We start from the raw sequence: 12409 nt of genomic DNA, 5'->3' as shown, positions 1-12409 counted from the left end.
GATTGGCGCGCAGCGCCGTTCGACGCAGTCGAACTCATCGCATGTAGGTGCCAGCGAAGCCAACCGGAGGGCGATGCCCCCGGATGAATGCCGGAGCGAAGGAACCCCGAGCCTAAGCGAGGGGCCGGACGCCAGGGGCGAGCGTTTTTTTGGTTACTTTTTTTAGGCGTTTGTAAAAAAAGTGACTCGCCGTAAGGGCGAAACCATAAGCAGCCGTAACCAAAAAAACGGATATGTACTCAATCAACCAAGAACCTGGTCGGCCCAAAGGCCGCCAAGGTCAACAACAGACTTAGGCCAAACTCTTGCTGACCACCTCAAACACATCACTGGACAACTGCCCCGAACCCCGAATCCTCTCCAACTCCCCCTTCATCAAAGCCTGACGCGCACCGTCATACTTGCGCCAGCGAGTCAAAGGCGCCAACTGACGAGAAGCAATCTGCGGATTAAAGCCATTCAACTCAATCACAAGGTCGGCCAGGAACCGATACCCGGACCCATCAGCCGCATGAAAGTTGATCAGATTCTGCCCGGCAAACGCACCGACCAGCGCCCGCACCTTGTTCGGGTTCTTGATGTTGAACGCCGGATGCTCCATCAACGCCTTGACCCGCGCCAGACCACCGGGCAACACGCTGCCGGCCTGAACGCTGAACCACTGATCCATGACCAGCGGATTGTCCTTGAAGTGCTCGGCGAAACTGGCCAGCGCCTTGGCTTTCTCGGCCTCGAACGGCGAATTGACCAACACCGCCAGCGCGGTCAGACGCTCGGTCATGTTGTCGCAAGCATCGAACTGCTCCAGGGTTGCAGCCAACACTTCGGGCTTGCCGCTAAGCATCAGGTACGACAGCGCAATGTTCTGCAATGCGCGGCGGGCAAAGTGCTCCGCTTCGGCCACGTACGGCGTCTGCTTGGACAAATCGCGATTGGCCTGGTAACGCAGCCACAAACCTTCGAACAACGCGTCCGCCAGTTGCTTGCGGGCAAACTCGCGAGCAGCGTGAATGGCATCGACATCCGCCACTTCGCTGATCTCGGCCAAATACGCTTCGCTCGGCAGCGAGAGCATTTCGGCGACCATCGCCTGGTCCAGCGACTCGTCCGACAGCACCGCACGCAGCGCCGACACCAGACGCTGATCGAGTACCAGCGCTTCGCCCTTCTGCTGCTGGCCAATCAATTCTTGCAACACCTGCACCGACAATTGCTGGCCGGCATCCCAGCGGTTGAAGCCGTCGCTGTCGTGCTGCATCAGGAACATCAACTGATCGCGGTTGTACGCAAAGCTCAGCTTCACGGGTGCCGAGAAGCCACGCAGCAACGACGGCAACGGCTGTTCGGCGATGTCGACAAAGGTGAACGTCTGCTCGGCCTCGGTCACCGAGATGACCCGTGAAGTGCCTTGCGCGGCCGCCTCACCGGACAGGCGCAGGGTAATCGCCGCGCCTTTGGCGTCCAGCAGCCCCAGTTCGACCGGGATCACGAACGGCAGTTTTTCAACCTTGTCCGGGGTTTGCGGGCAGCTCTGGCGGAAGGTCAGGCTGTAGGTTTTTGCCGCGGCATCAAAGGAATCGCTCACCGCCAGGCGCGGGGTACCGGCCTGGCTGTACCAGCGTTTGAACTGGGTCAGGTCCACGCCATTGGCGTCTTCCATGGCCTTGATGAAGTCATCGCAGGTCACGGCCTGGCCGTCGTGGCGTTCGAAATACAGGTCGCTGCCTTTGCGGAAGCCTTCGGCGCCGAGCAGGGTGTGGATCATGCCGACCACTTCCGAGCCCTTTTCGTACACGGTCAGGGTGTAGAAGTTGGAAATCTCGATGAAGCTGTCCGGGCGCACGGCGTGGGCCATGGGGCCGGCGTCTTCGGCGAACTGGTGGGTGCGCAGGTAGGCCACGTCCTGGATGCGCTTGACCGTGGCCGAGTTCATGTCCGAGGAAAAACCGGCATCGCGGAACACGGTGAAGCCTTCCTTGAGCGACAGCTGGAACCAGTCGCGGCAAGTCACGCGGTTGCCCGACCAGTTGTGGAAGTATTCGTGGGCGACGATCGCCTCGACCCGCTGGTGCGCGGCGTCGGTGGCGGTTTCAGCCTTGGCCAGCACGGCGCTGGAGTTGAAGATATTGAGGCCCTTGTTCTCCATGGCGCCCATGTTGAAGTCATTCACGGCGACGATCATGAAGATGTCCAGGTCGTACTCGCGCCCGTAGACCTCTTCGTCCCAGCGCATGGATTTCTTCAGGCTGTTCATGGCGTGCTGGCACTTGTCGATGTTTTCCGGCTCGACGTAGATGCGCAGCGCCACGTTGCGCTCGCTCATGGTGGTGAAGCTGTCTTCGACGCACCACAGGTCACCGGCCACCAGCGCAAACAGGTACGCCGGTTTCTTGAACGGGTCTTCCCAGGTCGCCCAGTGCCGGCCGTCTTCGCCGGGGCCGGAAGCGATCGGGTTGCCGTTGGACAGAAGCACCGGATAGCTGTGTTGTTCGGCGACCACCGTGGTCGTAAACGTGCTCATCACGTCCGGGCGGTCGAGGTAATAGGTGATCTTGCGGAAGCCTTCGGCCTCGCACTGGGTGCAGAACATCGTGCCGGACTTGTACAGACCTTCCAGCGCGGTGTTGGTTTCCGGGTGGATCCTGACGCTGGTATCGACCGTGAAGCTGGTGCTGGTCGGGTGCAGGGTCAGATTGTTCTCGGTCAGCTGATACTGCGCCTCGGCAAGTTCCTGGTCGGCCAGGGTCACCGACAGCAGTTCCAGCTGCTGGCCGTCCAGCACCAGCGGCGGCAGGCCCGGGCCACGCTCGGGGTTGCGGCGCATCACCAGTTGCGCATGGACCAGGCTGTGGTCCTCGTACAACTCGAAGGTCAGGTGTGTTTCGTCGATCAGGTACTCGGGCGCCTGATAGTCCTTGAGGTAGATCATCTTCGGTTGTTCGGTGCGCATGCTGGAGTCCTTACTGATGCACGGCGAGCTGGTAAGCCGTGTATTTACGAATGTTGATCACGCCGGTATCGAAGATCAGGTATTGACCCTTGACCCCCATCAGCGTGCCTTCGGCAATCGGGTTCTTGTCCAGGTTGAAGCTGACGATCTTCGCCGGGTATTGCTCGACCGGGTAGCGGATTTCCAGCGGCTCAACGTCGGTAACCTTCTGGATCGCCTGCAAGCCAAATCGTTCCTGCAACCCCAGCAGCCCTTCAGCGCAGCTGTCGAACAGTTGATCGCGGACCTCGGCCAGGTTCACCGCCGCCGCATCGCCTTTGAGTAAAGCACGCCAATTGGTCTTGTCGGCCACCTGGCTGCGCAACAGATCCTCGACGAAACCCGACTGTTGCCGGGTCGATACGCGCATGATCGGCAGGGCCTGGCTCGCACCCTGGTCGAGCCAGCGGGTCGGCAACTGGGTGGCACGGGTGATCCCGACCTTGACCCCCGACGAGTTGGCCAGGTACACCACGTGGTCGGTCATGCAGAACTTCTCGCCCCATTCCGGCTCGCGGCAGGTGCCGGCGTCGAAGTGGCAGCGCTCGGGGCTCATGATGCACACGTCGCACTGGGCCAGCTTGGTCATGCACGGGTAACAGTAACCCTGGCTGAAACTGGTTTTGGTCTTGCGTCCGCAATGGATGCAGTGGATCGCACCCAGGTATTCCAGGCGCACCGTGGTGCCGATCAACGGATTGACCGGGACCTCGGTTTCGCCCAGACGGAAAGCGTATTGCACGTTCGGCCCGTCAAGGCGCGCCGACATTTTGCTGATTGCACCGCGGCCAATCTCGATCAATGGATGGCATCCGACTTGAACAGGATATTCGGCACTTCGATCGACTTCGAGGCGCACTCCTGCGGACCCATGTAGCCGGTACGCTGGTCTTCGGGCAGGTTCTGGATTTCCCAGGCGATCATCGCCTGCAACGACAGCTCGCGTTGTTCGGCGGTGAGCTTGCCACCGTCGGACCATTTGCCGATTTCCACGGCCAGTTTCAGGCTCTCGTAGATATCGGGGGTGATGTTCTTGATCATTTCGTTAAAAGAGGACATTGGGTCTCCGTCTCTTTATTGCATGTTCTTGATTTAGGCGGCCAGTTTACGGCGGTTATACAAACCGCCCAACAAACCGCTGAAGCATCCGATGAGTAACCCGCTGACGTGGGCCGCGTTGGCGATCTCGCCGAAGCCGATCATCGACACAAGCCCGGACAGGCACAGCAGCAACCACACCAGCATCATCACCAGCACGCCGCGCGGCAGGCGATACGCCGGGTTCGGCGCCAGCAGCTGGAAGATCCAGCAATGCCCGAGCAGGCCGTACAGCACCCCGGACAAACCGCCGAACAGGGTCGGGCCGCTGAAGTAATACTGGGCGTAGTTGGACACCAGGCTGAACAGCAAGGTCAGGCCGATCAGGTTGATGCTGCCCTGGCGCGACTCGATGCGTCGCCCCAGCTCCCAGTACCACATGCCGTTCATCGCCAGGTGCAGGATGCCGAAGTGGATCAGCATCGGCGTGAACAGGCGCCACCACTGCCCCGCCGCCAGGCTGTCGGCCAGTGGCGTGAAATGGATGTAGTCGCCGACCACGCGGAATTCGAGGAAGGTCAGCCAGCGCATCGTTTCAAGGTTGTCGCCCAGTAGCGTGACCGCGCCGACGATGATGCTCAGCAGCAATACCAGCGCGGTGGCCCTGGCGTATTTCAACTGCTCGACGAATCCCGGACGCTTGACGGTTTGCGCCACCGGAATGTCCAGTTGCTGATCGGGGTCGCCCGCCGGAAAACGTTCGTACAGCGCACGCACGTCTTCGCTGATGTTCTGCGGTACCCACAGCACCTGCTCGCCAGCTTCCTCGCTGACCCGATGGGGCACTTGCATGCGTTTGAGCAGCGTGACGAACCCGCTCAAGTCCACTGCCAATGGCAGACGCAATACCGCTACAGCACTCATTGCAAAACCTCCGGCCGCTCGACATCGACCCAGACGAATTTATGCGGATCGAGGCGAGTTTCCTGATCCAGTCGATAGGCAACCAGTTTGCCGTACAGCACCGCGCTGTAATCCAGACAGGCCAGGTTCGGCCGGATCGGTGCAGGTTTGCCGCTGCGCCAGTAATGGCCGACGAACAACAGCGGCTCGTCGCTGCCATAACGCAGCAAGTTGTTTTTTTCCGTGGAAGTCAGCGGCGTCAGGGCCACCGGTTCCGGCAGTGCATCGGGCTGGAACACGATGTCGCCGTAGGTTTTCGGATCGTCTTCCCAGAACTTGGTGCGAAAGAACGAACGCACCAGGCCGTCGCCGCTGGTCATGGTCTGGCCGTGGGGCAAGCGCATGTCGGTGCCGCGCAGCAGCCGGTCGAACACGGTGCAGGCAAATGAACCCGACTCTGCCGACGCCTGGAGAAAAGGCTCGTCAATGCAACCGTTGGGGAACAACGCGCGCAGCGGCTCGATCAGCCCGGCATCCCAGCAGGCATGGACCACGCGAAAACGCCCGGCATCGACGAACAACGGCAACTCATAGAACCATTGCTGGAAGTCGTGCCAGTCGCCCGGATGGTGTTCGAACTGGGTCAGGGTTTCGTGCAGCAGACGGGCATGGCGCGGCGTGTGCTCGCGCACGAACTGCTTGCCGCTGCCAGGCAACGCCGGCGTGGCCCAGCCCAGCGCATTGAACTCATGGTTGCCCATGATGCACAGCGCCTGACCGGCCTCGACCATGTCGTGAACGATGTGCAGCGCCTCGCGAATCCGCGGACCGCGATCAATGATGTCGCCGACGAACACCGCCATGCGCGAAGCATGGCGCCAGACGCCACCCTGTTTGTGATAACCGAGTCGGTCGAGCAAGTGCTCCAGGGTCAGAGCGCAACCATGCACGTCACCGATCAGGTCGTAGCTACGCGCGGGATCGAGCATCAGTCGCCTCCACCCCCCAACTTGCTGCCCCAGCCGAGCTTGGTCCGGCAGACTTCATAGTAGTTGTGGTCGAGCGGGTGAATCAGCCGCAGCTTCTGGGCTTTTTTGCTCACGGTGATGGTGTCGCCGGGCGCGCAGGTAAAGTGGTTCTGCCCGTCGCACGAGACTTGCGGGTAAATCTGCATATCCTTGGACACTACGATTTTCAGCTCACTGTTGCCGTCGACCACAATCGGTCTACCCGACAAGGTATGGGGGTACATCGGCACAATCACAATAGCGTCGAGCTTGGGATGCATGATCGGCCCGCCGGCAGACAACGCATAGGCGGTGGAACCGGTCGGCGTCGCGACGATCAGGCCGTCGGCCTTCTGGCTGCAGACGAACTGGCCGTCGATGTACAGCTCGAACTCGATCATTCGCGTGGATTTGCCGGGGTGCAGCACCACATCGTTCAAGGCGTCGCCCTGGCCGATGGCCTCGCCGTGGCGGCGGACTTCGGCCTGCAACAGGAAGCGGTTCTCCACCAGATAGTGGCCATCGAGCACTTCGGCGACCTTGGTTTCCAGCTCGTCGGGGCGGATGTCGGTCAGGAAGCCCAGGCTGCCGCGGTTGATGCCGAGCACCGGAATATTGTGTTTGGCCAGTGCCCGGGCGGCGCCGAGCAGGCTGCCGTCACCACCGACCACGATGACCATGTCGCAGACTTCGCCGAGCATCTTGCGCGACGAGGTTTGCAGGCCGTGCCCTGGCAGCACTTCGGCGATGGTGTCTTCGAGGATCACGTGCAGGTGACGATCGAGCAGAAACCGTTTCAGTCGGCGGACGGTATCCAGCACCTGGGAACTGCCCAGGCGACCGATGATGCCGATATTGCGAAATTGCTCCATGGGGCTCCTGCGGAAATCTGTGTGGCGGCGAAAACCACGATTATGGGCGAAAGCCGCCCGTAGACAAAATCCTTTCAGCTTCAAGGGTGTGCCCGGGTTTCGGGCTATGCTCGCAAGATGATGCTATTTCCCGATTTGCTCCACCTGCCCCACCAGTTACGCCATCCCGAAGTGCGTGACCTGGCGTGGGTCATCCTCGCGCCACCCATGCTCGCCGATACCCCGTGGCCGCAGCGCCATCCATTGGCCGGCAGCGACTGGGTGCTGGCACCGGAGCGTCTGGAACACTGGCTGCGGCAGCTGGACCGGGACAGTTACGGCTTGCTGCACTGGCTGGCCCAGGCCCGGACCCGCCGCCTGGGCCTGTACTACGAACGCCTGTGGCAATTCGCCGTGCAGCATGCCCCGGGCATTGAACTGATTGCCGCGAACTTGCCGATTCGCCGCGAGGGCCACACCCTGGGTGAGCTGGACATGCTGCTGCGCGACCGCGACGGCGTGCATCACCTGGAACTGGCGATCAAGCTCTACCTCGGCCCGCAATCCGGCGACGGGCAAGACACCGCCCAGTGGCTGGGTCCTGGCTGCCACGATCGACTCGACCGCAAGCTGGCGCACCTGAGCCAGCATCAATTGCCGATCTCCGCACGCCCGGAGAGCCGGGAAGTGCTGGCGGCGCTGGATATCCAGGCCTTCAGCGCACATCTCTGGCTGGGAGGGTATTTACTGTATCCGTGGCCCGGACAAGCCGCCCCGCCGTCGGGTGCCCATCCGCAGCATTTGCGCGGGCGCTGGCTGCATCAAAAGGATTGGCCGGCATTGCTGGCCCAAAGCCCGCCGGGGCGTTGGCAACCCCTGCCCCGCCATGCCTGGCTGGCGCCGGCGCACTATTCGGTGGAGCACACCTGGAACCCCGGGCAGATGCAGGCCTGGCTCAATGACCTGGACCCGCTGGCGCCGGCACAACTACTGGTGCGATTGACGGAAAATGCCGATGGTGACTGGGAAGAGGCCGAGCGATTGTTTCTGGTGGCGGACCTTTGGCCGAATGTGCCGGGACAGGGTTGAGCTTTGCTGTGTATGAGCTGGCCCCATCGCGAGCAAGCTCGCTCCCACAGGGATCTTCAATGGACACAGAACTTGCGTATGACTGAGATCCAATGTGGGAGCGAGCTTGCTCGCGATGAGGCCCGCCTGGTCTAAACGGAAAACCTCGCCGAATCACATCACAAGCGAATCACATGCCCCTCGACGGGTGGAACCTGGCCATGGAACAAGCGGGAAATGACGCTTTGCGCCGCCTCGTAACCCCGACTTTCAATGACCTCCAGCAATGGCTTTTCACTTTCCGTCACTTGCTGAAAAAACCGCATCAACCCTTCGCCTATATGCTGGCTGACCCCTTCCGGCCCCCATTGCGCATTGCGCTTGCGGATCTGGATCGGCGCAAAAAAGAACACCGGTTGCGGCCCTTCGATTGCCGTCAACTGTGCCTCATCGGTGGTTTGCGCAGAGCCGGCGAAGCAGCTATGGACCAGTTGCCCGGCAAAGTGCTGGTGGACCCGGTCCCGCAGCCCCAGGTCGCCGGAAAAATCCACGTACAGCGTGGGACGGTCATCGGCGACGCTTGCCAACCCGGCATAAGGCACCACCTGTTCGTAACAGCCGAGGCTTTCGACAAACGCCTTGTTGCCGGCGGACGTCAGCGCCACACGTTGCAGCTGCGGATGATCTTCCAGGCACACTGCCGTGCCGTAGGCGGTTTTGCTGGAAGCACTGGAGAACACCAGGCGGGTCGCCCCGAAAAACCGGTTGTCCTGCAGGAAGTCCGCCAGCATCGACGAAGTCAGAAACAGCGGTTTAAGCAAAATCTGCAGGTTTTCGGTTTCAGGCCTGTAGTACGCATCCCAACTGCAGCGCGTGTATTGGTTGTACGCCGAGGTCAACCCCGCCCGGTGCTCGGCGCCATCGTAAAAGCCACGCTCGGTGACGCGTTCAGGGCGCATCCATAGGTGGCTGGCCAGCGGAAAGTAACCGTAGAACCGCTCGCCCACCCCGATGCCTGCCACTGTCGACGCAATGACGTCCGCAAACCCCCAAGCCGGAACATGCCCCCAGTCCTCCAGGCCTGTAGGAAAAAACCCCCAGTAGTTCATTGAATCGCCAAAAGCCGCGTAGGTAATGTTGTTGGTGGTCAACGCGCAACGGTCAATCTTCAGGATCACCTCGCCAGCGGCCGGGATCAGGCTGCGTTGCGCCTGCTCTACCCGGCTCTGGTCCAGGGCATTTTTGCGGGTAATCAGGCGTGTTACCGTGGTGAAATCTTGCATGTTCGGTCTCCTGCTGCGTCACAGTGGCGGGTCACTCAAGAGTAATGACTGCCAATGAAGAGCGGGTTCGGAAACACCCAGGGCGGTTCGCCCACCGTCAATTCCCGCGCCAAGCCGCTGAAACGGCCGAGTCAGGCTCGGGCGATTTTCACCGTCGAGGCGATTTACGAAGCCTTTGTTCGGATTTGGCATCGTGACGGCTGGTCAGGGCTGACCACCCGCGAAGTGGCGTTGGAAACCGGTGTGGCAATCGGCACGCTGTATGACTATTTCCCGAGCAAGGAAGCCCTGCTGTCGGGTTACATCCGCCATCGCCTGGATGTACTGCTGGCGCAAATGGATCAAGACGTCATCCAGCCAACCGACCTGGACTGGCCAACCCGCATCAAGCGCCTTGTGTGCCTGACCTGCGACCCCGACGATGCCCGACAACCCCTGTTCAACCACGCGGTGTCGCTCATCGAGCATCAGATCGCCGAACCCAAGCATCATCACAGGGTGTACGAGGAACTGTCGCAAAAATGGCGGGAAGCCCTGGCTGCGTGTAGCGACCTGCCGATGCAGCCATCCGCATCGACGATCGAAGCCTGGGTCATCATGGCCTGGGGCGGCCGCCGTTATTGCATCACGGCACAACCGACGGCGGAGCAAACGGCCGCCTGGCTGTCGGAAATGCAAACGATGATTTGTAGCCGGTTATCCAGCGCTTCGCAGGACGAAGCGCTGGCAGCCGAACATTAAACTTTCTTGTGCTGCTCGACCCATTGCCCAAAGGCATTGATGAAGCTTTGCAGGAACGGCTTGACCGACTCGGACAACTTGCCCGCCTCGTCGAACGCCGAACCGGCGTTGCCCAGATAGGCCTCCGGTTGCTGCATCAGCGGCACGTTGAGGAACACCATGGACTGTCGCACGTTGTGATTGGCGCCAAAACCGCCGACGGCCCCCGGCGAAACGCTGATAATCGCTCCCGGCTTGCCGTTCCAGGCACTTTTGCCATACGGACGCGAACCCACGTCAATCGCATTTTTCAGCGGCGCCGGCACCGAGCGGTTGTATTCCGGGGTCACGAACAGCACCGCGTCGGATGAGCTCACTTGTTGTCGGAAAGTGCTGTAGGCTGCCGGCGGTGAAGCGCCATCGATGTCTTCGTTGTAGAGCGGCAGATCGCCAATCTCGACGATGCTGAGCTTGAGATTGGCCGGCGCCAGCTCTGCCAGGGCCCGTGCGACCTTGCGGTTGATCGATTCCTTTCTCAAGCTGCCGACCACGACGGCGACCGTATAGACGTTGCTCATGGGAATGTCTCGACTGTCCGATATGAAGAGCTTGTAGTTATAGATGACGATTCAAGCAGCGGGCGACTGAAAACAGCGTCCCTGACTATTTTTTTCCCGTAGGAAAACTTACCTCACCCAGGCACGGTCTACAGAGCCGCAAATTGAGTGATTTATCTCCAGAGGTTCTAAGCAGATGGCAGCAGTACTCGTCGGTCAGTTCCATGCAAGAGATGCGGAAGGCCGTATTTATTCGGTGCACGAGTTCCAGGAATCCACCTCGGCGGCAGGCGATTCAGGGCCTGTGACCACCTACAAGCTGGCCATTGGCGACCGTGTCAACAAGGTCGACGACAATGAATTTCTTTTGGTGCAATCCGGCGTTACCATCATTCGTGAACCGCAAACCGCCAGCGTTTCATAACCCATCGTTATGAGCAGAAGTCATATGCGCGGACTTGGGGTAGGATTCAGCCACTGACTCCTCCACCTGCTGAACATGGACTTCACGCATGCGCTTACGCCATATCGAAGTGATCCAGGCGCTCCTGCAGACCGGTCACCTGGGCACCGCCGCCGAATGGCTGCAGTTGCCGGTGACCGAAGTCGAGCGTTTGCTGCGTGATGCCGAGGATCAACTGGGGTTCATGCTGTTCGCCAGCGTTCGCGGACGATTGCAGGCCACCCGCGAAGCGCGGGAACTGCAGGTGGAAATTGCCCGGGTCTACGATGCGCTCGAACCAGTACAGCGCCTGGCCAACAGCCTCAGGCAATACCTGGCGCCGCCGCTGCGCATCATCTGCACCCCGCCGCTGGCCAACCAATTGTTGCCACACAGCATCGCGGCCCTGCGCCGACGCCTGCCCGACGCGCCCTGCACCCTGCTGAGCCAGCCGACCCGCGACATCGTCAGAAGCCTGCTGCTGCGTGAAAGCGACCTGGGGCTGAGCCTGCACGACCCCGATCACGCCGACCTCGATTGCCAGGTGATTGCCCAGGGCAAACTTCAGTTGCTCGCCCCCCATGGCTGGCTGCAACCAAAACAGAAATACATTTCCCTACAGGATCTGGCCGGCCAATCGATGATCGGCCTGGAGGGGCACGACCCGCTGAGCCCGGCGCTGGAAAACAAACTGCACGGCTTGCGCCCTGCCCCGGTGATTCAGACCCGGGTGCAAACACACCAGATGATGCGCAGCATGGTCGAGGCCGGCGAAGGCCTGGCCATCGTCGACCCGTTCACCGCCCTCGGCGCCAAGGCCTCGGGACTGGACACCTGCCCGCTGGCACCCGCCGTCCCGATCAGTCTCTACGCCCTGTCCCTGAAAAACGCCGAAGCGTCTCCGGCGGTCCAGGCCCTGCTGGCCATCGTCACGGAACAAGCCGCGGCGATGCTGACGAACTGAGCGGGTTTTCCAGCGGGTTTTCAAACAGGCGGTACCAGAACAGCGCCACTTCGGCGGTGTTCGGATCGATGCCGCGATACCGCAGGTGGTCGATCCCGCCGATCACATAACCGCAACGCTCATAGAGCCTGCAGGCCCCGAGGTTGTTGTTCTGGGTTTCGAGCATGATGCCCGGAAGTTTTTTCTTGCGGCTCCAGAATTGCGCCACATCCAGCAGGGCCTTGGCCACGCCGTGCCGCCGGGCAGGTGCATGCACCGCCAGCTCGTCGATATGGGCAAAACCGTTCCAGTTGGTACTGACCACCAGGTGCCCCACCGGCTGATCATCCAGATAGGCCATGAAAATCGCGCTGTCGGTGCCATCGCGAAAGCTGCTGAATTCTTCGGGATCGATGCCGTAGCACTTGCGATAAGGCGTGATCGGCGTGACCGGCCACTGTGCCACTGGCTTGCCTATTTCGGCCGCTCCATAGGCCGCGACTTCAAAACTGAAATCACTGCCCCAGATGTAGGCGGCAAAACCGTCATCGGCAACCCGTACCGACAACCCTGGGTAAATCGGATTTATAACCGGCTGCATACTGGGA

13 protein-coding genes are annotated in these 12409 nt (G+C 60.9%); 4 read left to right on the top strand and 9 right to left on the bottom strand.

Features of this window, described 5'->3' with window-relative positions; all coding sequences use genetic code 11:
• Window positions 1–292 precede the first annotated feature (292 nt).
• The 6 genes from pepN to EI969_RS23215 are packed head-to-tail and all read right to left on the bottom strand — an operon-like array spanning window position 293 to window position 6809.
• Window positions 293–2950 carry an aminopeptidase N gene (pepN, locus tag EI969_RS23240; protein WP_160389828.1) on the bottom strand — a complete coding sequence of 886 codons (2658 nt, stop codon included), beginning with the start codon at window positions 2948–2950 and terminating at the stop codon, window positions 293–295.
• A gap of 10 nt (window positions 2951–2960) precedes the next feature.
• The gene (locus EI969_RS23235; protein ID WP_160389827.1) at window positions 2961–3791 is read right to left on the bottom strand and encodes a DUF2797 domain-containing protein; all 831 of its coding nucleotides are present in this window, start codon (window positions 3789–3791) and stop codon (window positions 2961–2963) included.
• Window positions 3788–4048, bottom strand: a complete 261-nt coding sequence (locus EI969_RS23230; protein ID WP_060540507.1) for a YeaC family protein — start codon at window positions 4046–4048, stop codon at window positions 3788–3790. Before EI969_RS23230 ends, EI969_RS23235 begins: the two co-directional genes overlap by 4 nt.
• Before the next feature lie 33 nt (window positions 4049–4081).
• Entirely contained in the window at window positions 4082–4951 is an 870-nt protein-coding gene (locus EI969_RS23225; protein ID WP_160389826.1) for a rhomboid family intramembrane serine protease, read from the bottom strand.
• Window positions 4948–5919: a metallophosphoesterase gene (locus EI969_RS23220; protein ID WP_160389825.1), complete on the bottom strand. Its 972-nt coding sequence runs from the start codon at window positions 5917–5919 to the stop codon at window positions 4948–4950. The genes EI969_RS23225 and EI969_RS23220 overlap by 4 nt, the downstream gene beginning before the upstream one ends.
• Window positions 5919–6809, bottom strand: a complete 891-nt coding sequence (locus tag EI969_RS23215) for an NAD(+) kinase (protein ID WP_008016128.1) — start codon at window positions 6807–6809, stop codon at window positions 5919–5921. The genes EI969_RS23220 and EI969_RS23215 overlap by 1 nt, the downstream gene beginning before the upstream one ends.
• A gap of 117 nt (window positions 6810–6926) precedes the next feature.
• Between EI969_RS23215 and EI969_RS23210 the strand changes: the two genes are divergently transcribed.
• Complete coding sequence (locus EI969_RS23210; protein WP_160389824.1) at window positions 6927–7877, top strand: DUF1853 family protein; 951 nt, start codon at window positions 6927–6929, stop codon at window positions 7875–7877.
• Between the two features lie 158 nt (window positions 7878–8035).
• Here EI969_RS23210 and EI969_RS23205 read toward each other — a convergent pair whose 3' ends face one another.
• The gene (locus tag EI969_RS23205; protein ID WP_160389823.1) at window positions 8036–9139 is read right to left on the bottom strand and encodes a DUF2855 family protein; all 1104 of its coding nucleotides are present in this window, start codon (window positions 9137–9139) and stop codon (window positions 8036–8038) included.
• A 54-nt stretch (window positions 9140–9193) separates the two neighbouring features.
• On the opposite strand from EI969_RS23205, the gene EI969_RS23200 reads away from it, so the two are divergent.
• On the top strand, window positions 9194–9880 hold the full coding sequence (locus EI969_RS23200; protein WP_160389822.1) for a TetR/AcrR family transcriptional regulator: 687 nt from the start codon (window positions 9194–9196) through the stop codon (window positions 9878–9880).
• On the opposite strand, the gene EI969_RS23195 is transcribed toward EI969_RS23200, so the two are convergent.
• The gene (locus tag EI969_RS23195) at window positions 9877–10437 is read right to left on the bottom strand and encodes an NADPH-dependent FMN reductase (RefSeq protein ID WP_160389821.1); all 561 of its coding nucleotides are present in this window, start codon (window positions 10435–10437) and stop codon (window positions 9877–9879) included. The genes EI969_RS23200 and EI969_RS23195 overlap by 4 nt on opposite strands.
• Window positions 10438–10612: 175 nt before the next feature.
• Between EI969_RS23195 and EI969_RS23190 the strand changes: the two genes are divergently transcribed.
• Entirely contained in the window at window positions 10613–10840 is a 228-nt protein-coding gene (locus EI969_RS23190; protein ID WP_160389820.1) for a hypothetical protein, read from the top strand.
• 88 nt (window positions 10841–10928) lie between these two features.
• Entirely contained in the window at window positions 10929–11822 is an 894-nt protein-coding gene (locus tag EI969_RS23185) for a LysR substrate-binding domain-containing protein (protein ID WP_160389819.1), read from the top strand.
• On the opposite strand, the gene EI969_RS23180 is transcribed toward EI969_RS23185, so the two are convergent.
• A complete protein-coding gene (locus EI969_RS23180; protein ID WP_160389818.1) occupies window positions 11788–12402 on the bottom strand; it encodes a GNAT family N-acetyltransferase in 615 nt (204 codons plus the stop codon). The genes EI969_RS23185 and EI969_RS23180 overlap by 35 nt on opposite strands.
• Window positions 12403–12409: the final 7 nt, after the last annotated feature.

Source organism: Pseudomonas sp. PB101 (genome assembly GCF_009764265.1).
GTDB lineage: Bacteria > Pseudomonadota > Gammaproteobacteria > Pseudomonadales > Pseudomonadaceae > Aquipseudomonas.
The sequence above is the reverse complement of the archived record's forward strand: the minus strand, read 5'-3'. Positions and strand labels throughout refer to the sequence as shown.